The sequence below is a fragment of the Nostoc sp. DSM 114167 genome (assembly GCF_052692655.1).
Genome location: NZ_CP195116.1, coordinates 1979013 through 2004688, shown reverse-complemented (window position 1 = coordinate 2004688; position 25676 = coordinate 1979013). Strand labels below are relative to the sequence as shown.

General features: G+C 41.6%; 25 protein-coding genes, 1 tRNA gene and 1 pseudogene. 12 read left to right on the top strand and 15 right to left on the bottom strand.

From position 1 onward, the window contains the following. Window positions 1-681: 681 nt before the first annotated feature. Window positions 682-1575, top strand: coding sequence for a tetratricopeptide repeat protein (locus tag NSTC731_RS08675; RefSeq protein WP_445630443.1), 894 nt, complete (start codon window positions 682-684; stop codon window positions 1573-1575). Window positions 1576-1774: 199 nt separating this feature from the next. On the opposite strand, the gene NSTC731_RS08670 is transcribed toward NSTC731_RS08675, so the two are convergent. Then, entirely contained in the window at window positions 1775-2173 is a 399-nt protein-coding gene (locus NSTC731_RS08670; protein ID WP_069073372.1) for a response regulator, read from the bottom strand. A gap of 472 nt (window positions 2174-2645) precedes the next feature. Here NSTC731_RS08670 and gyrA point away from each other — a divergent pair, with 472 nt between their 5' ends. The 4 genes and pseudogenes from gyrA (at window position 2646) to NSTC731_RS08650 (ending at window position 7173) form a co-directional block, all read left to right on the top strand. Next, a complete protein-coding gene (gyrA, locus tag NSTC731_RS08665; protein ID WP_445630442.1) occupies window positions 2646-5219 on the top strand; it encodes a DNA topoisomerase (ATP-hydrolyzing) subunit A in 2574 nt (857 codons plus the stop codon). A gap of 9 nt (window positions 5220-5228) precedes the next feature. Then, window positions 5229-5687 carry a GNAT family N-acetyltransferase gene (locus NSTC731_RS08660; RefSeq protein ID WP_445630441.1) on the top strand — a complete coding sequence of 153 codons (459 nt, stop codon included), beginning with the start codon at window positions 5229-5231 and terminating at the stop codon, window positions 5685-5687. A 73-nt stretch (window positions 5688-5760) separates the two neighbouring features. Further along, a pseudogene (locus NSTC731_RS08655) lies at window positions 5761-6660 on the top strand (IS982 family transposase). 327 nt (window positions 6661-6987) lie between these two features. Next, window positions 6988-7173, top strand: coding sequence for a chlorophyll a/b-binding protein (locus NSTC731_RS08650; RefSeq protein WP_109009401.1), 186 nt, complete (start codon window positions 6988-6990; stop codon window positions 7171-7173). 142 nt (window positions 7174-7315) lie between these two features. Here NSTC731_RS08650 and rpoD read toward each other — a convergent pair whose 3' ends face one another. Next, window positions 7316-8485: an RNA polymerase sigma factor RpoD gene (rpoD, locus tag NSTC731_RS08645; protein WP_322669476.1), complete on the bottom strand. Its 1170-nt coding sequence runs from the start codon at window positions 8483-8485 to the stop codon at window positions 7316-7318. A gap of 891 nt (window positions 8486-9376) precedes the next feature. Here rpoD and NSTC731_RS08640 point away from each other — a divergent pair. Continuing rightward, the gene (locus NSTC731_RS08640; RefSeq protein WP_445630440.1) at window positions 9377-9559 is read left to right on the top strand and encodes a hypothetical protein; all 183 of its coding nucleotides are present in this window, start codon (window positions 9377-9379) and stop codon (window positions 9557-9559) included. 452 nt (window positions 9560-10011) lie between these two features. Here the strand turns inward: NSTC731_RS08640 and NSTC731_RS08635 are convergent, their stop codons facing one another. Together NSTC731_RS08635 and gyrB are read right to left on the bottom strand one after the other, a co-directional pair. Then, entirely contained in the window at window positions 10012-10638 is a 627-nt protein-coding gene (locus NSTC731_RS08635) for a fasciclin domain-containing protein (RefSeq protein ID WP_445630439.1), read from the bottom strand. Window positions 10639-10931: 293 nt separating this feature from the next. Then, window positions 10932-12869, bottom strand: a complete 1938-nt coding sequence (gene gyrB, locus NSTC731_RS08630; protein WP_445630438.1) for a DNA topoisomerase (ATP-hydrolyzing) subunit B — start codon at window positions 12867-12869, stop codon at window positions 10932-10934. Window positions 12870-13234: 365 nt separating this feature from the next. Between gyrB and miaA the strand changes: the two genes are divergently transcribed. Further along, on the top strand, window positions 13235-14137 hold the full coding sequence (miaA, locus tag NSTC731_RS08625) for a tRNA (adenosine(37)-N6)-dimethylallyltransferase MiaA (RefSeq protein ID WP_445630437.1): 903 nt from the start codon (window positions 13235-13237) through the stop codon (window positions 14135-14137). Between the two features lie 84 nt (window positions 14138-14221). Here miaA and NSTC731_RS08620 read toward each other — a convergent pair whose 3' ends face one another. Then, entirely contained in the window at window positions 14222-14611 is a 390-nt protein-coding gene (locus NSTC731_RS08620) for a type II toxin-antitoxin system VapC family toxin (RefSeq protein ID WP_445630436.1), read from the bottom strand. After that, entirely contained in the window at window positions 14608-14844 is a 237-nt protein-coding gene (gene vapB, locus NSTC731_RS08615) for a type II toxin-antitoxin system VapB family antitoxin (protein WP_445630435.1), read from the bottom strand. The genes NSTC731_RS08620 and vapB overlap by 4 nt, the downstream gene beginning before the upstream one ends. Window positions 14845-15068: 224 nt before the next feature. Between vapB and glcD the strand changes: the two genes are divergently transcribed. From glcD to NSTC731_RS08590, 5 genes are all read left to right on the top strand, one after another. Further along, window positions 15069-16541, top strand: a complete 1473-nt coding sequence (gene glcD, locus NSTC731_RS08610; RefSeq protein ID WP_445630434.1) for a glycolate oxidase subunit GlcD — start codon at window positions 15069-15071, stop codon at window positions 16539-16541. A 369-nt stretch (window positions 16542-16910) separates the two neighbouring features. Further along, window positions 16911-18149, top strand: coding sequence for a glycoside hydrolase family 10 protein (locus NSTC731_RS08605; protein ID WP_445630433.1), 1239 nt, complete (start codon window positions 16911-16913; stop codon window positions 18147-18149). Next, window positions 18149-18712 carry a hypothetical protein gene (locus NSTC731_RS08600; RefSeq protein WP_445630432.1) on the top strand — a complete coding sequence of 188 codons (564 nt, stop codon included), beginning with the start codon at window positions 18149-18151 and terminating at the stop codon, window positions 18710-18712. The genes NSTC731_RS08605 and NSTC731_RS08600 overlap by 1 nt, the downstream gene beginning before the upstream one ends. 325 nt (window positions 18713-19037) lie before the next feature. After that, the gene (locus tag NSTC731_RS08595; protein WP_445630431.1) at window positions 19038-21287 is read left to right on the top strand and encodes a sensor histidine kinase; all 2250 of its coding nucleotides are present in this window, start codon (window positions 19038-19040) and stop codon (window positions 21285-21287) included. A 62-nt stretch (window positions 21288-21349) separates the two neighbouring features. After that, a tRNA-Lys gene (locus NSTC731_RS08590) sits at window positions 21350-21421 on the top strand. Between the two features lie 887 nt (window positions 21422-22308). Here the strand turns inward: NSTC731_RS08590 and NSTC731_RS08585 are convergent. The 9 genes from NSTC731_RS08585 to NSTC731_RS08545 are packed head-to-tail and all read right to left on the bottom strand — an operon-like array spanning window position 22309 to window position 25620. After that, window positions 22309-22506, bottom strand: a complete 198-nt coding sequence (locus NSTC731_RS08585; protein ID WP_445629264.1) for a hypothetical protein — start codon at window positions 22504-22506, stop codon at window positions 22309-22311. A 5-nt stretch (window positions 22507-22511) separates the two neighbouring features. Next, entirely contained in the window at window positions 22512-22937 is a 426-nt protein-coding gene (locus NSTC731_RS08580; RefSeq protein WP_445629265.1) for a hypothetical protein, read from the bottom strand. 14 nt (window positions 22938-22951) lie between these two features. Continuing rightward, a complete protein-coding gene (locus NSTC731_RS08575; RefSeq protein WP_445629266.1) occupies window positions 22952-23404 on the bottom strand; it encodes a hypothetical protein in 453 nt (150 codons plus the stop codon). Further along, window positions 23404-23715: a hypothetical protein gene (locus tag NSTC731_RS08570; RefSeq protein WP_445629267.1), complete on the bottom strand. Its 312-nt coding sequence runs from the start codon at window positions 23713-23715 to the stop codon at window positions 23404-23406. The genes NSTC731_RS08575 and NSTC731_RS08570 overlap by 1 nt, the downstream gene beginning before the upstream one ends. Then, window positions 23715-24032: a hypothetical protein gene (locus NSTC731_RS08565; RefSeq protein ID WP_445629268.1), complete on the bottom strand. Its 318-nt coding sequence runs from the start codon at window positions 24030-24032 to the stop codon at window positions 23715-23717. Before NSTC731_RS08565 ends, NSTC731_RS08570 begins: the two co-directional genes overlap by 1 nt. A gap of 2 nt (window positions 24033-24034) precedes the next feature. Continuing rightward, entirely contained in the window at window positions 24035-24379 is a 345-nt protein-coding gene (locus tag NSTC731_RS08560) for a hypothetical protein (protein WP_445629269.1), read from the bottom strand. Further along, a complete protein-coding gene (locus NSTC731_RS08555; protein ID WP_445629270.1) occupies window positions 24376-24879 on the bottom strand; it encodes a hypothetical protein in 504 nt (167 codons plus the stop codon). Before NSTC731_RS08555 ends, NSTC731_RS08560 begins: the two co-directional genes overlap by 4 nt. Continuing rightward, window positions 24863-25078, bottom strand: a complete 216-nt coding sequence (locus NSTC731_RS08550; RefSeq protein ID WP_445629271.1) for a hypothetical protein — start codon at window positions 25076-25078, stop codon at window positions 24863-24865. The genes NSTC731_RS08555 and NSTC731_RS08550 overlap by 17 nt, the downstream gene beginning before the upstream one ends. Then, window positions 25078-25620, bottom strand: coding sequence for a hypothetical protein (locus NSTC731_RS08545; protein WP_445629272.1), 543 nt, complete (start codon window positions 25618-25620; stop codon window positions 25078-25080). The genes NSTC731_RS08550 and NSTC731_RS08545 overlap by 1 nt, the downstream gene beginning before the upstream one ends. Window positions 25621-25676: the final 56 nt, after the last annotated feature.

Here is a 25676-nt window from a genome sequence, read left to right as displayed (position 1 = left end):
AATCTTAGACAGTTGCTTTTTTTGATATCAAAGTGTTTAATATTTACCTCATCGTATAAATTCATACATAATAATTATCATTCAAAACATCAAAATTGATGTATGACCAAAGTCATTAGTAATTCCAGACTGATGTATGACCAAAGTCATCAATTATTGAGTATGGGGCATTAGGAGTGCTGAGTGCTGAGTGCTGTTAGCGGAAGCGGGGCGTTTAGCCCGTGCTGAGTTAGGAGTTAAAAGTAGAGACGCGATTAATCGCGTCTGTACAAGAGTTAGGAGTTTTGTTTATCTCCTTGTCCCCTAACTCCCTGCTCCCCTGGTTACTGAGCGACTTGCCTTGAGCGTTCGCGTAGCGTCTCGTAGAGAAGCCGAAAGGAGTCGAAGTATGCTCCCCTGCTCCCCCTGCTCCTCTGCTCCCCCTCTTTCAAGGGCAGGCTTTTAGGCTTTCGATAAATAGTTGAGAATGTTCTCAATTATTGAACGTAGTTTTAAGTTCTCAGACAATGGTTTTGGTTTTAAAATCCCAAAAATTTGTCTAATCAAAAAAACCTGCCCCAGAAAGCTGCTCCCCCTGCCCCCTGCTTTCTGCCTTTCTTTGTAAGATTTTGCTACCGTCAACAGCGCAGATCGTTTAAGCTAGCTGAAAGATTCTTTGATTAGTGGCTTAAAGGCGGTAATGTGCCTAAACATGTTCGTTTGATTTCTTTTCTAATGGTATGTAGTTTATGGAGTATGCCAAAAGCCGCTAACGCGCAGGCATTAATACCCCATACACTGCAACTAGATGCGACAAAGTTAGAAAAACAGGGATTGAGCTTGGCACAAGAGGCGGCTCAACTAGCTCAGTTTCAACAGGTTGATTTAGCTTTGCCACGAGCGCGGCTGGCTAGTCAACTCGCTCCTGGGAATGATAAAGTGTGGTTGCTCTTAGGTGGATTGCAGTTGCAATCCAAAGAATTTGATGGGGCGATCGCTAGTCTGAAAAAAGCGCAATCTCTCAACCCCAAAAATGGTGATATTTTGTTTGCTTTGGGTTCAGCGAATTTTCAGCAGAAAAATTACCAGGCTGCTGTTGTCAATTATCAAGATGGTTTGAAGTTAAAACCCAACGATCCAGAGGGTTTATTTGATTTGGGTAATGCTTACTATTTGCTGGGTAAATTGCCAGATGCGATCGCCCAGTACGATAAAGCCGTCTCCCAAGATAAAAAATTCTGGCCCGCGCTCAACAATATTGGCTTAATCAACTACGAACAGGGTAATATCCCCGAAGCGATTAAGCGATGGCAATCTGCTGTAACCCTTGAAAAACAAGCCGCAGAACCTTTATTGGCCTTAGCCGTGGCACTGTATACTAAAGGCGATCGCCAACAAGGACTAACCTTGGGAGAAGCTGCACTCCGTATCGATTCGCGCTATGCTAATTTGAATTTCCTCAAAGAAAATCTCTGGGGCGATCGTCTACTGTCTGATACGAAAAAATTCCTAGAATTACCACGTATTCAAGCAGCCATACAGCAACGAGAAAACTCATCATCAGCGCCTACGCCTAGAAAACAGCCGACTCAATAGGAGTTAGAAGTTAGGAGTTAGGAGTTAAAAGTTAAATATTTCAACTCCTCACTCCTCACTGATAACTCTTAACTCTCCTATTACCACTTGCCTAACAGTACCTTTTCGTAGTACATCTATACTAGATAAATACAGGAATTAGTTGCCCAAAAACATTGGCAAGCAAGTATTCCTGAAAATAAGTCGTTAATTCTCAGTGTTAGTCTGTGGGTAGAAGTGCGATGATTTGGTCAACGAACTGTTGATGGTCAACAACTGGCTTAGAAATGTAGCCATCAGCACCGCTTTGCTTGAGAAAGTTCTCGCGATCGCCTTCCATAGCATGTGCTGTTACCAGAATCACAGGTAAGTTTGCTGTTTTTGGATCGGATTTTAACATTTGTGTAATCTTAATTCCATCAACAGACTTGCCTTGGTAAACACTTCTGGAGAGAGAAACATCCATCAAAATCAGGTCGGCTTCTCCTGATTGGGCAATTTTGATGACTTCTTCCACATTTTCAGTGTGTTTTACGCCCAAGCCACCACGCTTGGACAAAATTTTGGAAAAAACACGAGCATTAATTAGATCGTCTTCGACAATTAAAACAGTTTTCATGAGAATTTTAGTTATAGAGGTGAAGAGATTCAAGAATTCCAGAATACAAAATTAAAGATTTGCAATCATGATGAAAAGAAGTCAGAAGACAGAATTCAAAATACAGAATACCCCAACACTCAAGTCAGGGGTAAGAGTCATGGAAAGAATTTTTTCTTTACGCGCGTTTAAAATCGCTTGCTCTAAACCTGAATTTTCTATCCAGTCCCACAAAATCCATTTTGAATTCCGTCTCCCGAATTATAAATTTTTCTTCGGTAAGTATCATGGCTACTAAGTTTATGTAGATTATACTCGTGTGCATCCTTTTTAATAGTCAATGTGCATCTTCGTCATCAAGGATGATACTACTGCTTTTTCTTCTGTGACTATCAAAATTTTGTTATGAATCTCATTTCATCCGTTATGCTGTGGTTGCCGCAGTGTTGAGTTCCATCGGCTTTTGTGTAGTTAAATTTCAGGGAAAAAACTCATGGCAAAACAGTTAAACCTTCTCTCAACGGGACAGGTAATTCCAACAGCCCTGCATACCGAGATGCAACGGTCTTATCTAGAATATGCCATGAGCGTGATTGTCGGGCGAGCGCTACCAGACGTGCGTGATGGCTTAAAACCAGTGCATCGGCGCATTTTGTATGCAATGCACGAACTCGGTTTGGTACCAGATAGACCTTATCGAAAATGTGCTCGTGTAGTGGGTGATGTGTTGGGTAAATACCATCCCCACGGCGACCAATCAGTTTACGATGCCTTAGTCAGACTGGTGCAGGATTTTTCTAGCCGCTATCCCTTGCTGGCAGGACATGGTAACTTTGGCAGCGTCGATAATGACCCGCCAGCAGCAATGCGCTACACAGAAACGCGCCTCGCACCGATCAGCCATGAGGGAATGCTGACAGAAATTGGTGAAGAAACTGTGGAATTTGTCGGTAACTTTGATAATTCCCAGCAAGAACCAACAGTGTTACCTGCTCAGTTGCCGTTTCTGTTACTTAATGGCTGTTCTGGTATTGCTGTGGGAATGGCGACAAATGTACCACCCCACAATTTGGGGGAAGTTGTTGATGGGTTAATTGCTTTAATCGACAACCCAGATTTGCCAGATGAAAAATTATTTGAGCTAATTCCAGGGCCAGATTTTCCCACTGGTGGGGAAATAGTTGGTGAAACGGGAATTCGGGAAGCATATACCACAGGTAAAGGTGGAATTCTGCTGCGGGGAGTCGCAACTGTAGAGGAAATTCCCGCCGCTAGGGGAAGCAAGCGCCGGACGGCAATTATCATTACAGAATTGCCTTATCAAGTGAATAAGGCTGCCTGGATTGAGAAGGTAGCGGACTTAGTCAATCAAGGACGCTTGCAAGGAATTTCCGATCTTCGGGATGAGAGCGATCGCGAAGGGATGCGGGTGGTAATTGAACTCAAACGCGATACCAATCCCCAAGAAGTTCTCCAGCATTTATATCAGCAAACTGCTTTACAAATGACTTTTGGGGCGATTCTGCTGGCAATCGTAGATGGACAACCCCGCCAGTTAAGTTTGCGTCAACTGTTGCAGGAGTTTTTGAGATTCCGAGAAGAGACACTGAACCGTCGTTACAATTACGAGTTGGGTAAGGCCCAAAATCGCGTGCATTTGGTAGAAGGTTTGCTGAAAGCGCTGTCTAATTTGGATGAGGTAATTCAAATCTTGCGCCAAGCTCCCGATGGGAGTACGGCAAAAATTAACCTTTGTAGCCGACTGGATTTGAGTGAGGTACAAGGAGATGCAATTCTCGCTATGCCGTTGCGTCGCCTCACTAGTTTAGAACAGCAAAATTTGCAGCAGGAATTTGAGCAGATCAGCGAACAAATTAGCTTATTGGAGCTATTACTGAGCGATCGCCGCGAATTATTGAAGGCGCTGAAAAAAGATTTGCGATCGCTTAAGCGCAAGTACAGCGATCCCCGGCGAACGAAAATTGCAGAGGAGCAAAAGTATAAGGTAGAGGAGCAGAAAGGCAGAGGGGCAGAGGGGCACAGAAGCAAAGGGGTAGAGGAGGAAGAACTTAAATCTTCAGAACCAGTAGAGGAAGCGATTTTAGAATTTACCCAACGGGGTTATGTCCGCCGCACCCAACCATCTGCGAGAAAGTCAAAAGCTGAAAATGGTCTGCACGATAATGACTTCATTATCCAAACTGTGTTGACTGACACAGGGAAAGACTTGCTAATACTAACTGGTGGCGGCAAAGTGTATCCGGTGAATGTGGGAGAAATTCCCCTAACTACTGGGCGTTCTCCACGAGGAAAACCTTTGATCACTATGCTCAGTAGTACTGCTCAAGGCACTCAAGAAGCTGTTGTCAGCCGCTTTTTGCTGCCGGAAAATCTCGAAACTAGACAGATGATTCTCTTAACGAAACAGGGAAGAATTAAGCGTCTGTCTCTGGGAGAATTCACTAACCTGACTCGGCGCGGCATCACGATTTTGAAGCTCAAAGACGATGATGAATTGTCATTTACCCAGTTCGCCAAACCAGGGGATCATCTGATTTTAGCTAGTTCCGGTGGGCGAATGTTGCGCTTTGCAGTTAATGATGAACAATTGCCGATCATGGGACGCACAGCAATGGGTTTACAAGCATTTCGACTATTGAGAAATCAGCAAATGGTTGGCTGTGTCACTGTCGGTAAAGATGACCAACTGCTGCTAGTTACTCAAGAAGGATATGCCAAGCGGATGGCTGCGAGTCAGTTAAGAGCGGCTAATCGCGGTGATTTAGGCACGCAAGCGCTGAAATTTGCTAGCAAAACTGACAACTTAGCTGGTATGGTCATAGCGATGCCAACTCTTGGAGACGCTACGCGTAGCTTGCTTCCACGAAGTGGTACGGCGGGCTACGCCAACGCATCTGGCGAAATAGCTTTAGTAACGAATAAGGAGCGGGTCGTGCGGATACCTGTGGAAACAGTGCCGCTCTTAGGTAGGGATGTCAAAGGTGAAAGCATCCTCCAACTCAACCGCGATGAAAAAATCATCACCGTGGCGGAAGTGCGATCGTAAATTAGGGTGATGTTCAACTTGCGACAAGCCAACTTGCAGGATTTAGAGGCACTAATCCAACTGCGTCTCGAACTCCTGCGGGAAGCTGGCGATATTAAAGGTGATGACACCACAAATCTAGCAGAAGCAACTCGAAAATATCTTGGCGAAAAAATACCGACGGGTGAGTTTTTAGCTTGGGTAGCTGAAGTGAATAACCAAATTGTTGCCACTAGCGGCTTGGTATTTTTTCAACGACCCCCTTACAACGGCAATTTCTCAGGCTTAGAAGGCTACATTCTGAACGTTTATACAATTCCGATGTGGCGAGGACAGGGAATTGCAACAGCATTATTAAAAGAAGTTATTAACTTTGTGAGAGCAACTGAGGCAAAACGCCTCTGGCTTCACGCCACTGAGGATGGTAAACATATCTACGAGAAGCTTGGTTTTGTCTCGACTGCAAAAGAAATGGAAATTGTCTGGTAGTCAACCTGAGTTCGGGATAAGGAAAAGGACAGGTAGTAAGCTGAAAATAACAACAAATCCAGCAACCTGTCCTATGTTTAGTTTAGATGCTTTGTTCTGTCATGTAGATGATTTCTGTAAAGCGTTTGAAGCTCAATGGCACAGAAAACTGTTAAATCATGGATGAATAAAACGTGTAAGAGCGAAAAGCTTGTGTTTAAGTGAAATAATGACAATTATCATCGCTTTTCATCAAAATCACTACCGGAATTTCAAACATTTTTATTTGAATCAGGTGAAACAGCAGTGGAGTTCTGCGTTTCCAGGTCTTCCTTCTTATCAACGATTTATTGAATGGATACCATCAACTTTAATACCTTTATGCGTCTATCTGAAGCATTGTTTCGGACAATGTACGGGTATCGGCTTTATCGATTCAACCTGCTTGAAGGTATGTCATAATCGTCGGATTTCTCGGCATAAGGTATTTAAAGGTTTAGCCGCTCGTGGCAAGACTTCCGTGGATTGGTTTTTTGGTTTTAAGCTTCATATTGTTGTCAATGAGCTTGGTCAACTCTTAAATGTGACTCTTACTCCTGGTAATATTGATGACCGTAAACCCGTACCAGATTTACTGTGTAAGCTTTTTGGCAAAATATTTGGCGTTAGCGAAGCTTACCGAAGGTATCGCGGCTATGTTTCTGAAAAACTTGCTTCTCAGCTTTTGGAAGAGTTCGGAATCCAATTTTTCGCTAAACCCCGTCGCAATATGAAGAATAGGCTGATGCGTCTTCATGACAAACTTTTGTCCCGTAAACGCTCAATTATTGAAACGATTAATGATCAACTCAAAAATATTTCTCAGATTGAACATTCTCGACACCGAAGCCCCGTTAATTTTTGCGTTAACGTTCTTTGCGGATTAATCGCTTATTGTCATCAACCTAAGAAACCTAGCCTTCAACTGGAGTGGCTTTTACCTCCTTATCTTTAACCCGAACTCAGGTTAGTCACTTAAATTATCAATAATTTTTCTATTTTAAAAGGCAAAATATATTTAAGATCAAGCGATTCAATTAAATTAATTGATAAATAATCTCAACAGTATAAAATTATTTATAAAGCTAAAAGTCTGAATCACATTTCTTTTACCTCAGAAACTCTTACTGAAGGCTGATGTTTTAGTCTGTATAAATAGCTATTTCTATTTATGTCAAGCTATGGAAACAAAAGTATAAAAAATGTTGTCTTTATGAAAATATTTGTTATATTAGTTTACATAAGGCAATAAACATTAAAAATTGAATTTGGAGTTCTAACCATGACAAATGCAACCACAACAAAAGTCACTACTCCCGTAATTGAAGATCGCAACGCTTGGCGTTGGGGCTTTACCCCACAAGCAGAAATTTGGAACGGTCGCTTGGCAATGATTGGCTTTTTAGCAGCCGTTTTGGTTGAGCTTTTTTCTGGTCAAGGCTTTCTACATTTTTGGGGCATCCTATAATAAGTTTTAATATTTAAGATGACCTATAAATAAAAAAACCTGGAGTGCTAATTCACTACCAGGCTTTTATTTTTTTGTCATTTGTTAGTTGTCATTTGTCATTTGTTTATTCACTAATGACCAATGACTAATGACTAGTTGACTACCGAATATATTCCTTGAGAACGCTGTTACGATTTGGATGGCGTAACTTGCGGAGTGCCTTCGCCTCAATTTGACGAATCCGTTCGCGGGTGACGTTGAAAATCTGACCGATTTCCTCAAGAGTTTTCATCCGACCATCATCCAAGCCGTAACGCAGTCTGAGGACATCACGTTCGCGGGGGCTGAGACTGTCGAGGACTTTTTCAAGGTCTTCGCGCAGAAGATTTTTGGAAACTTGGTCTTCTGGTGTCTCACCATCGGATTCAATAAAATCGCCCAATCGAGAATCTTCTTCTTTACCAATTGGCGTTTCTAATGAAATTGGTAACTGGGCAGATTTCGCAATAAACCGCAACTTCTCAATGGTCATTTCCATGCGAGTAGCGATTTCTTCCTCAGTGGGTTTGCGACCCATTTCTTGAGATAGTAACTTGGTAGTTTTCTTAATCCGAGAAATGGTTTCGTAAAGGTGAACTGGAAGCCGAATTGTGCGGGATTGATCTGCGATCGCGCGGGTAATTGCTTGACGAATCCACCATGTAGCGTATGTAGAAAACTTATAACCTTTTTCGTGGTCAAACTTTTCAGCGGCACGAATCAAACCGAGACTGCCTTCCTGAATTAAGTCCTGGAACGACAAACCACGATTCATGTATTTCTTAGCAATTGAAACTACAAGACGGAGGTTAGATTGCACCATCTTGTCTTTCGCCCGACGACCAACATGGAGGCGATAACGAAAGGCTGGTAGTGGCAGTTGTACTGCTTCTGCCCATTCACTATCTCGAGGATCGCGATCTAATTGCTCCGAGAGTCTTTCGCGTACTCTCTCTAATTCCAGCAAATCGGCTATTTTCCGCGCCAATTCAATTTCTTCGTCTGCCCGCAACAGACGAATTCTACCAATTTCTTGCAAGTAAAGCCGAATTGAATCTTCTGTGTAATGCTTTTTCTTGCTTTGTGTCCGACGACGCGATTTAGCGGCTTTTCCAGACTTTGCGTCGTCCTCATCAGACTGAGGCTCTAAAAATTCCTCGTCACCTTCATCTACGATCAGCAAGTCCTCTTCATCGTCTATTAAGAGTTCTTCTAACTCGAGCTCAGGCTGATTCATTATTTCTAGGTCAGGCTGATATATGCTTTCGAGTACGTTGTTAGCCTGGTTCATGCCGCGTTCCTCATGCTCCTTGCAGAATCAATTACTCAAGATGTGTTTACTGCTCTTTTAAACGAGCCAATTGCCAACCGAAAATAAACTTTTTGGCAGATTTGCCAGAGATATTTTCAGAGGTTTTAGACCTCCGGTAGGAGGGTTTTTACTTTAGTTTAAGCAACTACTAAAGGTGACTTGCTCACTTTAGTAAATGTTATATGTGTTGCTATCACATATTGCTTTCAACTAACTGGTCAAAAGAAAGACTCGCCTTTATCAAAAAATTTACCACTCTATACAAATGAGTTCATACTGTTGGCAGATTTTTGTATAAAGACTCTTCCGATTGTAGCCTGTTTCACAGAATTTGCACTCTTTTTGTGTATTAATCATGAATTCATTAAGCAACTTTTAGCTACTTTTACCAAAAAGACATTGAAAACGGGATTTATACCCTGGAATTTTTTCTCCACTTTTCGGAATTGCAGTGACGCTCTTATTACATTACGAAGTAAGTACGCTTGCTTATGCCGAATTTCATGTATTTTACACAACATTAATTACTGAGAAAGAGTGCAATATACGTTAACTCAGACTATTCGTCTTAACTACCCATTTTTACATTTCCTTCATAAATTAAGCATCCCTTAGACTAAAACGGGTATTGTCCTTGGGTAAATACAACAACCGTGGTGGTGCTTGCCTGAAAGCAGTTAACCTTTTACGTACTACCTACCTTAACTGAGGAGTTGAGGCGGTGGCAAAATCGACCCGATCGAAGATCGATTTAGGTTTACTAATTCGGTCTTATTCACACGTTAGCGCACTGTGGTGATTTCAGCCCTATGAAACTTGACAAACTTTTTTTATTGTATACAAGGATATTTTAATCAATTCAAAAACAATTTGTCCTGCGAACTTGCCAATCTCATCTTACTTTTAGGCAAAAGTACATTAGATACATACAAGAAGATCGCGATCGCCACAGCACTACATGAAGATATTAACAAGTTTTCAGCCTTCTGGTGTGTACTTCCAACAGCTATTATCTCGAACACAGAAAATCCAGCAGATTACCTGATGATTTAGTTACAAAATTTTTTTTACGTAAATTAAATGTAAATTTAAATACTTTAGCTTCGGTAATTTACTGTCATCTAATGATGAGAAATCCTCAAAATACTTATTAATTGCTGTTGGATAGATGATATTTAGTTATTTCCTTAAAGCATAACAAATGTGTTTCTAGCTAGTGGTTCAAATTAATCAGCGAGTCAGAGCAAAAAGTATTATCTGGACTAGCTTTCCAATAGAGTTGGTAGTTTTGCTAACATTTGAGCATTGATTGTTTCGACAATATTGACAATTGGTAAATTATATGGCTCTACAAGCAGAAAAATTGAAGTATTTGTAATTTTTGTAGTGTAAACTTATCACTTGTATGACAAGTCAAATTAATTTTTTTAATTGATTATTAGAGATTAATTCAAAATCAGAGTGGCTTTCAAAGTTGAAAACTGGAGACTATGAACTTTGCAAAACTAGCGTGGTGTTGGGGTGGTGTTTAGACTTGCAGGAAAATTAGGTGGCACAAGTACCTGGTCAACTACATGAACAATGCCGTTACTAGCTGGGATGTCTGGCTGAGTCACTTTAGCGTTGTTGACTGTGATTGAGTTGCTGGCGCGATCGACTGCGATTTTAACCGGACTACCCTCAACTGTTTTAACTTCTCCAGATGTCAATTGCTGCGAGGTAATTCCTCCAGGTATGACGTGGTAGGACAGAAGCTTGACTAATTGTTGTTTGTTTGCTGGTTGTAAGAGTTGGTCTAGAGTAGCTTTTGGTAAAGCAGAGAAAGCAGCGTCAGTAGGTGCAAATACTGTATAAGGGCCTGGTGTAGCCAATTGTTCAGTTAATCCGGCAGCTTGCACTGCTTGAATGAGAGTTTTAAACTGTCCTTGATTAGCTGCTGACTTTGCTAATTCTGCTAAATTTTGGGTGGCAATAGTGGGAGTAGGAGTTGGCGTGACGGGCAAGACAGTTGTTGAAGGGACAGTTGCTGTAGGAGTTTCTACAACAGGTTGAGCGCAGGCAGACAGAGCAACTAAGCTACCGATGCCAATAAAATTGAACAATGTTCCTACTATGCCTTTGCTCACTCTCATAGCTTTGTGTAGAATCCAGTTAAATAAGGAATTATTAACAATAGTTAATGAATTTGTGGATATAGTCACTCATCTAACGACATAATTTGTAGTAAAAATATTAATACAACAAGTTTATAAATTACATAATTTGTCATCCTCCAAAAGATGTAGTTTTTATATAATTTTGGCTATAAAGTCTTTAGCAAAATCTGTTGCAGGAATATCAAGTAATATTTCAAAGTTAAAGATCCCCGATTTCTCGAATAAATCGGGGATCTTGTTTTTTACGAATGATTTAGGACTGTTGGTACTTAGATATCTAGATCGGTGAAGTTGAGTTTAGAGCCATAGGTTTCGATAAATTCTCGTCTGGGTGCGACCCGATCGCCCATTAAAATTGTGAAGATGCGATCGGCTTCGGCGGCATCCTCAATTTCGACTTGCTTCATTTTACGAGTTTCTGGGTTCATGGTGGTGTCCCAGAGTTGTTGTGGCATCATTTCACCCAAACCTTTGAAGCGTTGGATGGTGTAGTTGGCGTTAGCCGGAAATTTGGCGATCGCTTGATTTTTTTCGCGATCGCTATAGCAGTACTCATGATTACGTCCCCGTTCTACTTTATACAGTGGGGGACAAGCAATATAAATAAAGCCTTGTTCGATGAGCGATCGTTGATATCGATAGAAGAATGTTAACAACAAAGTCCGAATGTGCGCTCCATCTACGTCAGCATCAGTCATGATGACTATCCGGTGATAGCGCAGTTGGGTGGAATCGAATTCATCACCTTTGACACCTAAACCGAGGGCTGTAATTAACGCTTGAACTTCGTTATTTTTATAAATTTTAGCGTCGTCGGTTTTTTCAATGTTGAGAATTTTACCACGTAGAGGCAAGATAGCTTGAGTACGGCGATCGCGTCCTTGTTTTGCACTCCCGCCGGCTGAGTCCCCTTCTACGATGAATATCTCAGATTCGCCAGGGTCACGAGAACTACAATCTGCCAATTTACCGGGTAATGGCGAAGATTCCAGTACAGATTTGCGTCTGACTAATTCCCGTGCATGACGTGCGGCTTCTGCGGCTTTAAAAGCTTGGATAGCTTTATCTAAAATCGCATCAGCAACGCTGGGATGAAATTCTAGATACTCGGTAAGGACTTCTCCTACCAAAGAATCGACAATTCCCCGGACTTCGGTGTTACCGAGTTTAGTCTTAGTTTGTCCTTCAAATTCGGGATCGGGGACTTTAACCGAAATTACCGCAGTCAAACCTTCGCGGACGTGTTCGCCACTGAGGTTGGGTTCATTTTCTTTAATTTTATTTCGTTTGCGGGCGATCGCATTTAATGTCCGAGTCAGAACTGCTTTTAACCCTTCTAAGTGCGTACCACCATCTACCGTGCGAATATTGTTAGCAAAACCTAGTACATTATCCGTGTAAGCATCAGTACACCATTGCAATGAAACTTCTACTTGTACGTTGTTGCGTTCTCCCTGCACATAGATAATTTCTTCATGCAGCGGTTGCTTTTCGCGGTTCATGTACGCAATGTACTCTTTAATGCCACCCTTGTACTCGTAGGTTTCTACCTTGGCTGTATCGCTTTTTAGTAGTTCTAAACGGTGGTCAGTAAAAGTAATTTTGACACCTGCATTCAGATACGCCAATTCTCGTAGGCGAGCTGATAAAGTGATGTAATCAAACTCAATGCTCGTAGTGAATATTTGGATATCTGGCTTAAAAGTAACAGAAGTTCCAGTTCTAGCTTCTTTGTAAGGCTTGACTTGCAGTTCGCTAACTGGGACACCACGTTCATAGCGCTGAAGATGAACCTTTTTATCTCGCCAAACCGTAACTTCTACAACTTCAGATAGGGCATTAACAACAGAAATACCAACCCCGTGCAATCCTCCAGAAACTTTGTAACCACCACCGCCAAACTTACCACCGGCGTGCAGTACCGTCATTACGGTTTCCAATGCCGATTTCCCAGTACGCGAGTGAGTATCTACGGGAATACCGCGACCATCATCTGTTACAGTCACCGAACCATCAGCGTTGATATCCACTTCTATATGAGTGCAATGACCCGCCAAAGCCTCATCGATTGAATTGTCCACCACCTCGTAAACTAAATGGTGGAGTCCTCGCGGCCCAGTGGTACCGATGTACATTCCTGGTCTTTTGCGGACGGCTTCCAGACCTTCCAGAACTTGAATCTGATCGGCACTGTAACTGCTCGTCATGTAAACTCTCCTGATGTGTGGGTTTAAAATCGCCGAAAGGCAAATAAAAGGAAAAACACTCCAAAATTGTAACACAAAAGCCTTGCTGGCGTCTGTAGGGCATTTTCAAGAGAAGTTTATACTGGGGTTGTAGTACCGTGGAAAAAGCCAAGGGAGGCAGGGGGGCATACTTCTCTACGAGAGGCTACGCCAACGACTGCGCTCAGTAACCGGGGGAGCAGGGGAGGCAGGGGGGCTGGGGAAAAGGTTAAAGGTTAAAGGGAAAAGGAATAAATTTAATCTTTCCCCTTTTCCCCTTACCCCTTTCCCTTTCCCCATACCCAATGCCTAATGCCCCATAACAAATGACAAATGACAAATGACAAATGACTAAATTAATTGTGATTTGTGGAGCGACGGCAACGGGTAAATCGGGTTTAGCTTTGGCTTTGGCGATGCGTTTGGGTTGTGTAATTCTGAGTGCTGATTCTCGTCAAGTTTACCGTGAGTTTGATATTGGGACAGCTAAACCGACTGTAGCTGAACAAAAATTGGTGCCGCACTATTTAATAGATATCTGCAATCCAGCAGATATGATGACAGTATCAGACTATCAGCAGCAAGCACAAGCTTTAATTGCTTCTGTTGGTGTTACACCACTGTTTCTAGTTGGTGGCACTGGTTTATATATACGTTCGATTGTCCAAGGAATGAAAATTCCGAGAGTTGCACCACAGATGGAATTGCGATCGCAGCTTGAGTCTCTCGGACAACCACAACTCCACGCAATTTTACAACAAGTCGATCCAGTTGCAGCACAAAAAATTCATGGCAATGATTCAGTACGAACTTTAAGAGCATTAGAAGTATATTATGTTACTGGATATCCGATTTCAGAACAGCAAGGGGAGAATCCGCCCAATTATCCGATTTTGCAAATTGGTTTAGATTGCGATGTTGAAAAGTTGCTTGCTCGTATTCAACAGCGTACTGAGCAAATGATAGCAAATGGTTTGGTCGCTGAGGTGGAGAATCTTTGTCAAAAATATGGCGCTGATTTGTCTTTGTTGAATACTTTGGGCTATCAAGAAATTAAACAATATTTGGCTAGGGATATTTCCTTAGATGAAGCGAAAGAATTAACAATTTTGCATACGCGACAATTTGCCAAGCGACAACGTACTTGGTTTCGAGCATATCCAAAAATTGAATGGTTTGATGCAGACGATCCTAATTTATTAGAGAAGGTTTGGCATCGGATAAATGAGTTTATAATTCACGCAAGTTAGTGAGAATTTTTTTATTCATTCATCTATTGAAATTATTACTGAAGATGAGTGCAATCGCAATCTCAGCCTATCGAATCTGTGTTTTTACTCCCATATCCTTTGAACTGGGTATATATCAAAGACAGCATCTATACTTAACAAAGGCATCTTTTCAACTATTGCCTGAGCGATTAAAATTCGGTCGAAAGGATCGCGGTGATGACTTGGCAAAGCTTCTAAAGCATAGATATGAGTCAATTCAATAGGTAATATTTGTAGATTATTCACTCGCTGTTGAGTTTCGATGAAATTTGGAAGCGACGAGCTTAAATTTAGCTTACCAAGCTGAGATTTTATTTGTAATTCCCAAACACTAGCCATACTAACTACCCAAGAATTGTTAGTATAAATTAATAAATTTCTAACTCTCTGCGATAGTTTGTCTGGGTTTCCTGCTGACCAAATAATTACGTGAGCGTCTAATAATAGTCTCATCCCTCACTTTCACCTAACCAAAATTTATCAGGTAAAGGTTCATTAAAATCATCACTTATCCAAATCTTACCTTGGTTTAAACTTAGTACCCGCTTTTGGTCTGTTTGTTGGGGTTGAGCATATTTTTGTGCGAGAAATTCGACAAAATCTAGCACCTCTTGCTGCTGTTCTGGTGCTAGGGTTTGCAGCTTTGCAATTAATTTTGAGGTGGAATCTAAAACTTGGTAAGTCATTTCACACTCTCCTGTTAAATGTCTGACTCTATGTTAATCTAGCCCCACAATTAACAGAATATCTGAATTCTACCATCATTCAACGTACTCCTTAGAAGACATCGCGCCTTCCGTACTTAAATTATGCGATCGCTTTTACTCACATTTGACTGCTATTCTTGCAACAATAGTAATTACAGCTATACTAACCAGCCTGCAATATCTACCTTGAATTTGAAAAAACTATGCTTACCCAAGATAAAAAACAACGCAACTGGAAACCTATTCTCAAAGCATTCGAGGCTGTCCTTGGCAAAAATGGTGTGGTGCAACGCCGCGAAGAACTCATTACCTATGAATGCGATGGTTTAACTGGTTATCGCCAACGTCCGGCTGTGGTGGTTTTACCCAGAACTACAGAACAAATTGCCCAAATTGTGAAGATATGCAATCAATACTCTATCCCCTTCATAGCACGCGGCTCTGGCACTGGTCTATCTGGCGGTGCTTTACCATTAGAAGATTCTGTTTTAATTGTCACTTCTTTAATGCGGCAAATCCTCAGCATTGATTTAGAAAATCAACGGACTGTTGTACAACCTGGGGTGATTAATAGTTGGGTAACACAAGCTGTTAGTGGTGCTGGATTTTACTATGCTCCTGACCCTTCCAGTCAAATTATTTGCTCTATTGGGGGCAATATTGCCGAAAATTCTGGTGGCGTACATTGTCTCAAATACGGTGTTACTACTAACCACGTTTTAGGATTAAAAATTGTCACGCCAGAGGGGGAAATTATCGATTTAGGCGGGCAAATTCCTGAAATGCCTGGTTATGATTTAACAGGTATTTTTGTTGGTTCTGAAGGTACTTTAGGAATTGCCACAGAAATTACTTTGCGAATTCTCAAAAGTGCAGAATCAATTTGTGTGCTGTTGGCAGATTTTACTAGTATTGAAGCTGCCGGGGCAACTGTTTCTGACATCATCAGCGCCGGCATTATTCCTGGTGGTATGGAAATGATGGATAACTTCAGCATCAATGCAGTTGAAGATGTTGTCGCAACTAATTGTTATCCCCGCGATGCTACAGCTATTTTGCTAATAGAAATTGACGGTTTAGAAGTTGAAGTTGCAGGGAATAAACAGCGAGTTACCGAAATTTGTCAAAAGAATGGGGCGCGGAATGTCACTTCTGCTACTGACCCAGAAACTCGGTTGAAATTATGGAAAGGACGCAAAGCTGCTTTTGCTGCGGCTGGACATTTAAGCCCAGATTATTATGTTCAAGATGGTGTTATTCCTCGAACTCAGTTGCCTTATGTTCTGCACGAAATTAAGACATTAAGTGAACAATACGGTTATCCTGTTGCTAATGTATTTCATGCTGGCGATGGCAATCTTCATCCGCTAATTCTTTATGATAATTCTGTGTCTGGTGCATTGGAACAAGTAGAAGAAATGGGTGGTAAAATTCTCAAACTTTGCGTCCAAGTTGGTGGTAGTATTTCTGGCGAACATGGCATCGGCGCAGAGAAAAGGTGCTATATGCCACAGATGTTTAGCCAAGTTGATTTAGAAACCATGCAATGGGTACGGCAAGTTTTTAATCCTAAAGGGTTAGCAAATCCTGAAAAGATATTCCCCACACCACGAACTTGTGGGGAAGCAGCAAATACATCGACACTAAAACAATTTGAAGGTGTGGAAAGATTTTAATAAGAAAGAATTAAGGAGTCAGAATGGGCTAAACCTTAGCTATCCGCTAACAGGAGTCAGGAGTCAATACAGTTCAGATAAAACCAAAACACTTGTAGAGACGGCGATTTATCGCGTCTCAAAAACCTACGATTTTGTACAAGTAGCGGTTTGAACCGTATTGAGTTAAAAGTTGGGAGTCAGAATTTATTAGGTTTTGGTATCGTCAAGTATATTCATAACTAAAACTGGCTCCGTATTATTTCAACTATCCTGACTCCTGACTTCTGAATTCTGAGTTCTGAATCATCATTTCTTTACATCATCCGGAGGATTACAACTTTATTTTGTAGTTATATATATTCCGATCGCACTAGGTCACGCTTACAAATGAATCGGGTTGCTCGCCGTTGTGTTGCTTACTTGCTGTGTTTGGGATTAGTAGTCACTTTAACAGTTTTTTTACCCTCTTCACTGCCAGTTTATTCCCAAAAAAACAGTCCTTTAACTACAGAAATTCGCGGCGTTTGGCTGACTAATGTTGCTAGTGGTGTACTATTTGTCCCTTGGGGTATTAACCGTGCTATAAATCAATTATCGACTCTCAACTTTAATACGATTTATCCTGTAGTTTGGAACCGAGGACATACTTTTTATAAAAGTGCTGTAGCCAAAATAACTACAGGTTCAGAAACTCAACCTTTGCTTAACTTCATGCACGGTGGACAGGATGTTTTAGCAAAAATAATCACACTTGCCAAAAATAAAGATTTGAGAGTCATTCCTTGGTTTGAATACGGGTTCATGACGCCGCATTATTCACAATTAGCAAGGCGTTATCCTGACTGGTTGACAATTGGACAAGAAGGTATAAACTCTATTCAAGATGTTCCACCAGAAGAAATCGACAATCTTTTAATCACTAAACAAGCTTGGCTGAATCCCTTACATCCACAAGTACAAGAGTTTATCCAAGGGTTAATTTTAGAAGTAGTCAGGGATTATGATGTGGATGGTATTCAACTTGACGATCATTTTGGGATGCCTGTACAGTTCGGTTACGATCGCTTCACTATTGAACTCTACCAGCAAGAACATCAAGGCAAAAGTCCCCCTAATGACCCTTTTAACCCAGAATGGATGCGGTGGCGGGCAGATAAAATTACTGATTTCATGGCAGAAATCTATCAAGCTGTGAAGGCAGTTAAGCCCAAACTCAAAATATCTCTGTCTCCCAACTATCAAGCTTTTGCTTATAAATACTATTTGCAAGATTGGGAAAATTGGGTAAAAAAAGGTTTAGTTAATGAGTTAATTTTACAAGTATATCGAAATGACAAAAAGTCTTTTATCGCTCAACTAGAACTTCCATCGATCAAATTGGCTCAAAGTCTAATTCCTGTAGGTATTGGGATATCAACAGGAACGGTAGGTAATCCGGTAAAAATGGCACAAGTTAGAGAACAGGTTCAGGTAGTGCGCGATCGCAATTTTGATGGTATCTCCTTTTTCTACTGGGAGAGTCTGTGGGGTTACATCGTACCGGAATCACCCCAACAGCGACGCAAAGGTTTTTTTGAGATGTTTAATGCAAAAACTGTCAGACTATTACAAACAAAGCAACTTTGATGCCATTCGCGCCTAATAATACTAGATTTGGCTTTACATTGCTGTGGACTTTAGCTACTTTTGGCGGATTTTTATTGAGTTTACTCTTAATTGAAGTCGGCGAAAAGCCAGATGTTGGAGTGGTAGAGGCTGCGATCGGCGGATTTGCGATCGCACTTCCTCAAGGCTGTCTTCTCAAACAACCTATATTTTGTATCAGGTGGATTTTGTCAAGTCTTTTGGGTTGGAGTATTATTACTGCGATCGGTATTGGTGCGGTGGGTTGGATTGTACCTAGCACTCAGATTCTTCCTTTGAGAATTTTGTCAGGGGCGGTTTATGGTGCCCTTGGCGGCTTGGGGATTGGATTGGCACAATCGTTAGCAATTCCCCAGCCTGTAGCTTGGCGATGGATATTCGTCTCTGCGGCAAGTTGGGCGGTTGCTGTCCCTGTGGGTTCTGCTGTAGGGATAATCTGGCGCTACTTAAGCCAGTTATTTTTAGGCGAAGTCATCGGCTTAGGCATCACTTGGCTGCTGGTTGGTATCCTCACAGGAATCAATGCTCATAAATTGCGATTATAACTCTTCTTATTAAGAATTATAAACTTAATTGATATATATTTAGGTTTGCACCTAGATATATGCAACAATCTTAAAAAACTGTTAAAAATAAATTGCAGTAAGTTTGCCCTCACCTGCAAATGTATTTTCACCTTCAAAAAGCAGGATTTTGTTAAGCTGACTTTTATTAGCTTTCCTAGATTTCTGACAAGAAGTAGAGAAAGAGCAAAATTTCGATGAGCAACAGCTGACAAGACTTTGCTATAGGCGCTAAAGTGCATCTACTACAAGCGTAACGACAAGAGAGCGCCTAGAAGAGTCAGTAATACAAGACAGGGACTCTCGCATGAATCTAAATCCAGTGGAATCAACTATGGAGTTGACAAAATTATCGCCACCTCAAATTCTTTTTGGCACAGAAGTAGATGAAAAAAGTAGTAGCGAGCAGTTTCTACTAAGCATGTACGATTCTGTACAGGCATCAATATTTGTAGTTGATGTTTTGGAGGATGGAGATTTTCAATATGTGGCTCTTAATCCCACTCATGAACGGTGGATAGGGATTCGCTCAGACGATGTTCGCGGCAAAAAACCAGAGGATATTCTCTCTGCTATTGATGCTGCAAAGGTGCGTCAACATTATGCGGACTGCGTGCGATTCGGCACAACTATTTCTTACGAACAATGTTTGCAATTCCAGGGAGTTCCCACTTGGTGGAGTACGACTCTCACGCCACTAAAGGATGCTAACTCCAAGGTTTATCGATTGATTGGTACTAGTAGCAATATTACTTCTGTAAAGCAAGCAGAACAAGCAATTGGACTCCAGGTTGAACGAGAGCAACTGCTAGAAGCGATCGCTGGACGGATTCATCAATCAGTAGAATTAGAGACAATTCTGCATCAAACAGCAATTGAACTGCGGCAATTTTTGAATTGCGATCGCGTGTTGATTTATCGTTTCGAGGCTGATGGTAGTGGAGTAATCATTGCCGAATCAACTGTAGCTACCAGCGATCCCCTATTAGGCAAAAACATCACCGATCCCTGCTTGAGTGGCAAACATCCAGAACACTACGGACAAGGTTGCATTCAAGTTATCGAAGATATTTATGCAGCCGACTTGCATCCTTGCCATATAGATTTCCTGACATCTTTGCAGATCGGAGCTAATCTCGTCGTGCCGATTTTCCAAAAGCAAGATATGTGGGGGCTATTGATTGCCCAGCATTGCCACCAATCGCGTCAATGGCAGCAAACAGAAACTGACTTACTCAAGCAGTTGGCAACTCAAATCGGCATTGCAGTCCAACAGGCAGAACTGCATCAGCAACTCCAGGATCTCAAAGCCAAGATGGAGTTACAAAAGCAGAAACACATCAATCAGTTGCAGCAGGTGCGAAACTTTGAAGCCTTGGTGCGACGGATGACAGAACAAATCCGCGACAGTCTCGATCAAACTCAAGTATTGCAGACACTTACCCAGGAATTAGCAAAATTACTAAACCTTGAGCGTTGCCAAATTGAACTCTACAGTACTTGTCAAACTCTAGTTACTATTGCTTACGAATACAGTATTAATTTGCCTCAATGTCAAGGATTAACCAAACAGATTGCAGATTATCTGGAAGTTTATCAGCCGTTGTTGCAAAAACAACCATTGCAATTTTTGGAAATTCTACCAGGATGGGAACCCAAGTTGCTAGTTATGTCCCAGATGGCTTGTCCAATTTTCGATCCTCAAGGAATTTTAGGAAATATTTGGTTGACAAGACGATCGCAAGAGGCTTTTGACGAATTTGAAATTGAGCTAGTGCAGCAGGTAGCAAATGAATGTGCGATCGCCATTCGTCAAGCCCAGCTTTACAAACAAAACCAGGCACAGGTAAAAGAACTAGAAAAAAGCGATCGGCTCAAAAACCAATTTCTCAGAACTTTATCCCAAGAACTGCGGACACCAATAACCAGCATTAGCCTTGCAGTCCAAACTCTCGAAAGTGTCCTCACACCAGCAGAAATATCAGAGATAGAAATAGTGCCGCAACTCTTGCAGATTCTGCATAACGAGTGTGGGCGAGAAAGCAAGTTAATCAACGACTTACTCACACTCACATATCTCGAAGCCGAACCCGATCCTCCAACCTTGATTGCCATTGACTTTCAAAGTTGGCTTCATCCCATTATCGAGTCTTTTCGAGACCTCACCAACTGCCAGCGACAGCAGTTAAACCTGACTGTAGATCGGGCGCTGCCACCTTTGGAGACAGATATCACTGATTTGGAGCGGATTGTCACCGAACTGCTCAACCATGCCTGCAAATACACCCCAGCTGGGGAAGCGATCGCAGTGTCTGCTCACTTAAGAGAGGATGCAGTCGAGCTTAATATTACCAATTCCGGAATAGAGCTTACCAACAATGAACTCTCACGGATTTTTGAACCTTTCTATCACCTTTCCAAACACGATCCTTGGAAACATAGTGGTACGGGGCTGGAGTTGGCATTAGTGCAGAAAATGGTCAGACATTTAGGCGGTTCAATTTATGTAGAGAGTGCAGCAGGTCAAACTACCTTTACCGTCAAATTTCCCCTTTAATTCGTTTTTTGGGCACGGCACTGGCAAATCTGTTAGAAGTTTGCTATCATGGTTTTTCGTGCGGGTGACTAGCTCAACGGTAGAGCAGTAGACTCTTAATCTATTGGTTGCGGGTTCAAATCCCTCGTCACCCACTATTCTCAGGCTTCTAAAATTGCCCTTGACTAATTCTTGACTAAATTGAGTCGGCAAACACCTCTTAAAGCCTTGTCAATCAAGGACAAACAGACGAAAAGTTTTGACTAATTTGAATAAAAACGCTCACTGCCCAGTAGCTTTCTCGTGTGTCCACTGGGCAGTTAAAATTTGAAGGCTCACACGCCAGGGGCCGCCTGACCTTATTCCCGGTTCCGGTGGTATTGCCTTGGCTTTAATATAGCAAGTGACAAAAACGGAATTATGACCAATGCGATTTAGGAAATTTGATAATCCCTATCATGCTGCTATTGACCGGGTATCGCGAATCCTATCACCAAAAACAATTCATAGGATTTTATTAGAGCCATATTACTTAGGCTGGCAGAAATTACCGCCAGACGTTTTTATAGCAGCTTGTATTATTGTCTGCTTACATAGAATTTCTAAAAGTCCATTAGCATTATTCACTTTTGGGAGTTATGCCACAAGATAAAATAATTCATTATGTCCCTGGGCATTGGGGCGGACAAGCATTTTTAACTGCTGTATGTGGAGAAAGAGTGCTTTATTATGAATGCTCGTCGCTAATAACTAATTGCCCAAGATGCCAAGATAAAAGGGCTGAGGTCAAGCCATCAGTAAAGAGCGTTGACCTGCCTAAGTGACGAAATGGAGATTTTGATTTATGGAGGATCTGAGTACTAGTAACGCAGCAAAACGCCGATTCTGCTGCACTTGTGGAAGATACTGCAAAGAAGATGAGCAGTACTTTCCTGAATCTGTAAATTGCCTTTGGTGCTACACCCTGCAAGATTTCATCAAGCAGAAGAGATTTTTCATAATCCCCCACGCCGCTAAATGACTAGAGTGAATCCCCACAGAATTACTTTTGAGGTGCTGGAGATTGAGGTTGTTCGCCAGCCGCAGGTTGTTGTACTAGATACCCCAGTGCGGCTGTGGCAAACCCGCCAATAGTACCAGCAACAGTGTGATTAATCACCCCAATGCTACCAAGGAAGTTAGCAGCACCAGCAGCCAACCCAAGAATTGTAGTGAGAGTATTTAGAGTAGATTTAGACATTTGAATTACTCCTCGTTAGTGTGTTCGTAGTATTCCCGGATTTTGAAATCAGAATCACGTTGTAAAAAGCTCTGAATGTCACGGGTATAAAACAGAACTTTTTTAAATTTGTGGTCAACCTTCTCGTTAAGTTGACCAAAAAGCATTTGCACAACATCTTTTCGATTTATATATTCTTGAAGATGCAAATCCAGTTTTCGATCGAGTTGGTCAATTCTTTTACCATTGTCAGCGTGTTCTTTTAAATCTTTCTCGATTTGAGCAATTGAAGAAGAAATACGGCTGATGCTGCTAACAACTTTAAAGCACACTCCAGCTAAAACAGAAGCGCTAACAAGAATCCCTAAAAATATTCCAGTAGACTCAAGGGTAATGGTTATCCCTGGAGAACCATTAGAGTTGGTAATAGCTATTGTTGGCGAAGTAGACATTATTTAAATTGAAATTATATTTTTCTCGCCCAGATTTTTCGTCCAGAAAAGTAGTAATTGCTAGATGAAGGATTCTTACCGATTACAGTAAATTTAAACTCATGCATTCCATCCGAGGGAATGAAAATATTTTTTTCAAGCACCCTATTAAATATGGTTGAACTACTGTAGAGATCGAGATCGCTAAAAGATGTCACCCCATTGATTTCTAGCTTTAGGATTCCTAAATTTGTGTACCCCACAGTCAATATAGAAAGAATGTAATTGCCAGCTTTTAAGTTTTTGTTAAAACTAAAACTGTCGTTAAGCGCAGGTGGGTCTTGGTAGATTTCAGTTCCGTAAGCAACACTGGTGTTTGTGTCAATTCTTATGGCTCCACCTGTTTTTATGGTACTTTCATCATGCCAGTGGGTGAAGTTAATTGGAAGCAATAACTCAGGCAATTCTTCTTGATTGAATAAAGGCATTAAGTCAACTCTCTAACTAAAGCATTGCCATTAGCAGCAGACCAAATACCACTAATTACGCCAGTGTAATGAAATGGTACTTCATAGTAACCACTAGGATTTAATTTTGCAGTAAAAGCGCTTGTTGTAGCTGTTGCACCAAATTCTAGATACAAAGTAGCCGTGCTATCGTTCCAAATCGTTGCACCTTTGCGGTTGGAATTAGCAGCAAGAATTGTCTCACTAGTAGTGCTAGCATCAACTGTAGTCGGGGTTGAAGTGCTACTGGTTGATTCAACCAATATCGCTGTAGCTGGGTTATAAAGAGCCATTATTCAATACACTCCGTGAAAGTTAATTTACAGTTACTAGCAGAAATAGCCGAAACCTTTCCAATATAAAGATTGGATTGGTTGATTTCGTAGCTGCCTCTTGGCTTTAAAACAATTCCTCTACCAATAGCGCCTTTGGATTTATCACCCAAAATCAAAGTGATATCGGAAGAAGAATTGTTTATAAAAGCTGCGTACTGTCTGTTACTGTTGGCGTTGAGAACTGTATCACCAACAGTAGCTGTTAAATCCTTTACTCCATGAGTGCAATTGCTAAATTTAGCAATTTCAATCGTGTTAGAGGAATTATTAATCATAATTAATCAGTGGGGTCATCAAGATTATCAACAAATAATGCTGTGTCAACTTTGACTCGCACTGTAAATTCAAACTCTGGCGCTTCTGGTGTACCTGTTATTTGTTGCGATGCAAATTGAATAGGTGGGAGATTAGCATCAAGCCTTGATTCGTTTACTTGCTCAGTAAGTGAGGATAGTGCTTGCATTAACTTAACAATGCCTTTGACACAGGATGAACCTAACGTTAAATTTGCGCCTGATTCTGTTACCAAACTCAAATTAAGTTTGACTTGATTATTCCCAACAAATTCAATCGAACCATCTGGTAACTTTTCGGCTAATGCGGTGTAGCTTAATGTGGTCATAAATTATTAATTTTGAATTCAATTGTTTCTAACTTGGCTCTAACAGTCTGAATCAATTCCTCTGTTGAGTCAGTTTCAGTGCCTGTGTACTCCCAAACCCCAAGGGTAATTTCTTCAATCCAGGGGAGTGCTTCAAAACGCAAGCGAAAATTGTCTGAGATTTTGGGAAATTGGACAAGCTCAATCGCATTGAGCTTGATCGTTCGGCGAGTGTAGTCTACTTCTGTGCTAGGAACTGCCCCCAATCCCTCAAAAATGATGGTGTCGTTGATTTGGATGCCATCAATTTGTTGATAAAAGTACCCGGCTCTGAGCCAACTTGGTTTAGCTTTGCTCGACGTTGCCCCTACCAAGAATAAATGTTTATCTGTCAAGTAAGGCAATTCAATCGGCTCAAGAATTGGCGCTCGAATGCGGCGGTTATTCAGGTTGCCTGTGTGCTTTTGGTAGTAGGTGAGTTCCCACGCTCCGGCAGCTTTGAGGTCAACTTGTAATGTCATCGCCTAACCACTCTTGAGCTAAATCGAAAACGTCGTTTCCTGCCTCATCCAAGAAATCAAGGAAAGTATCAGCGTGAATCTCACCGTTGATAAAGGCTGCTGTATACTTTGCCCTGACCATCATCAAATCTATTTCTTCCTGGATGTCTTCATCAGTTTGCCCAGGATACCAAATAGCTGGAGTAGACAAGTTAAGCATTATTCGCCACTAGCTGCGTAAGGATAATCTTCTGGCTCAAACCAGATGCGACCGTATGCACCGCCAACAGAACCCTTTTTAGCTGCGATTACAGCTTCTACCTTAGTTTTTAAGTTGGCAGGAGTATCGGCTGTGATTGGTGCAGTGAAATTGTATTGAGTGCCACCGCCTCTACTGCCCGATCCGTAGCGGGTATAAGCCCGACCGCTATCTTTAGCCCTAACGACTGCGGGGCTGCTATCGCTAACCATTGCCAAAATCCTAGCGGGTTTAAAGCCTCTGGGTGCTTCGGGGTCTGTAGCAACTGCGGCCAGTCCTAGAGGTGTGATGCCACCGAAGAAATCAATTGATTTTTTTGAGGCTTGGATGGTAAATGCTGCGTCTGCTGCGGCTAAAGGCGAAAGAACAGCATATTTAACACCGATTTTTGGCTGTCTGCGAGTAGCTGCACCGTCTTCTCTTATTGGTGCTTGATATGCCTCACGCGCTTTAGCATATTTCAACTGCTCCTCTAATTGTTTTGCGCTTTTGCGTCTGCCCATGTCAGTAATTGGTTGTAGTTTGTACCTATCTATACTTCAGTCATAGCAGGCAATAT

Bases quoted from the DNA above. Each gene is read 5' to 3' on its own strand.
- NSTC731_RS08565 (WP_445629268.1), bottom strand. From the start codon at position 24,032: ATGATTAATAATTCCTCTAACACGATTGAAATTGCTAAATTTAGCAAT.
- NSTC731_RS08575 (WP_445629266.1), bottom strand. From the start codon at position 23,404: ATGCCTTTATTCAATCAAGAAGAATTGCCTGAGTTATTGCTTCCAATT.
- NSTC731_RS08670 (WP_069073372.1), bottom strand. From the start codon at position 2,173: ATGAAAACTGTTTTAATTGTCGAAGACGATCTAATTAATGCTCGTGTT.
- NSTC731_RS08570 (WP_445629267.1), bottom strand. From the start codon at position 23,715: ATGGCTCTTTATAACCCAGCTACAGCGATATTGGTTGAATCAACCAGT.
- NSTC731_RS08580 (WP_445629265.1), bottom strand. From the start codon at position 22,937: ATGTCTACTTCGCCAACAATAGCTATTACCAACTCTAATGGTTCTCCA.
- NSTC731_RS08555 (WP_445629270.1), bottom strand. From the start codon at position 24,879: ATGACATTACAAGTTGACCTCAAAGCTGCCGGAGCGTGGGAACTCACC.
- NSTC731_RS08600 (WP_445630432.1), top strand. From the start codon at position 18,149: ATGCCATTCGCGCCTAATAATACTAGATTTGGCTTTACATTGCTGTGG.
- gyrA (WP_445630442.1), top strand. From the start codon at position 2,646: ATGGCAAAACAGTTAAACCTTCTCTCAACGGGACAGGTAATTCCAACA.
- NSTC731_RS08620 (WP_445630436.1), bottom strand. From the start codon at position 14,611: ATGAGACTATTATTAGACGCTCACGTAATTATTTGGTCAGCAGGAAAC.
- miaA (WP_445630437.1), top strand. From the start codon at position 13,235: ATGACTAAATTAATTGTGATTTGTGGAGCGACGGCAACGGGTAAATCG.
- NSTC731_RS08605 (WP_445630433.1), top strand. From the start codon at position 16,911: ATGAATCGGGTTGCTCGCCGTTGTGTTGCTTACTTGCTGTGTTTGGGA.
- rpoD (WP_322669476.1), bottom strand. From the start codon at position 8,485: ATGAACCAGGCTAACAACGTACTCGAAAGCATATATCAGCCTGACCTA.
- gyrB (WP_445630438.1), bottom strand. From the start codon at position 12,869: ATGACGAGCAGTTACAGTGCCGATCAGATTCAAGTTCTGGAAGGTCTG.
- NSTC731_RS08595 (WP_445630431.1), top strand. From the start codon at position 19,038: ATGAATCTAAATCCAGTGGAATCAACTATGGAGTTGACAAAATTATCG.
- NSTC731_RS08650 (WP_109009401.1), top strand. From the start codon at position 6,988: ATGACAAATGCAACCACAACAAAAGTCACTACTCCCGTAATTGAAGAT.
- NSTC731_RS08545 (WP_445629272.1), bottom strand. From the start codon at position 25,620: ATGGGCAGACGCAAAAGCGCAAAACAATTAGAGGAGCAGTTGAAATAT.
- vapB (WP_445630435.1), bottom strand. From the start codon at position 14,844: ATGACTTACCAAGTTTTAGATTCCACCTCAAAATTAATTGCAAAGCTG.
- NSTC731_RS08585 (WP_445629264.1), bottom strand. From the start codon at position 22,506: ATGTCTAAATCTACTCTAAATACTCTCACTACAATTCTTGGGTTGGCT.
- NSTC731_RS08635 (WP_445630439.1), bottom strand. From the start codon at position 10,638: ATGAGAGTGAGCAAAGGCATAGTAGGAACATTGTTCAATTTTATTGGC.
- NSTC731_RS08560 (WP_445629269.1), bottom strand. From the start codon at position 24,379: ATGACCACATTAAGCTACACCGCATTAGCCGAAAAGTTACCAGATGGT.
- NSTC731_RS08550 (WP_445629271.1), bottom strand. From the start codon at position 25,078: ATGCTTAACTTGTCTACTCCAGCTATTTGGTATCCTGGGCAAACTGAT.
- glcD (WP_445630434.1), top strand. From the start codon at position 15,069: ATGCTTACCCAAGATAAAAAACAACGCAACTGGAAACCTATTCTCAAA.
- NSTC731_RS08660 (WP_445630441.1), top strand. From the start codon at position 5,229: ATGTTCAACTTGCGACAAGCCAACTTGCAGGATTTAGAGGCACTAATC.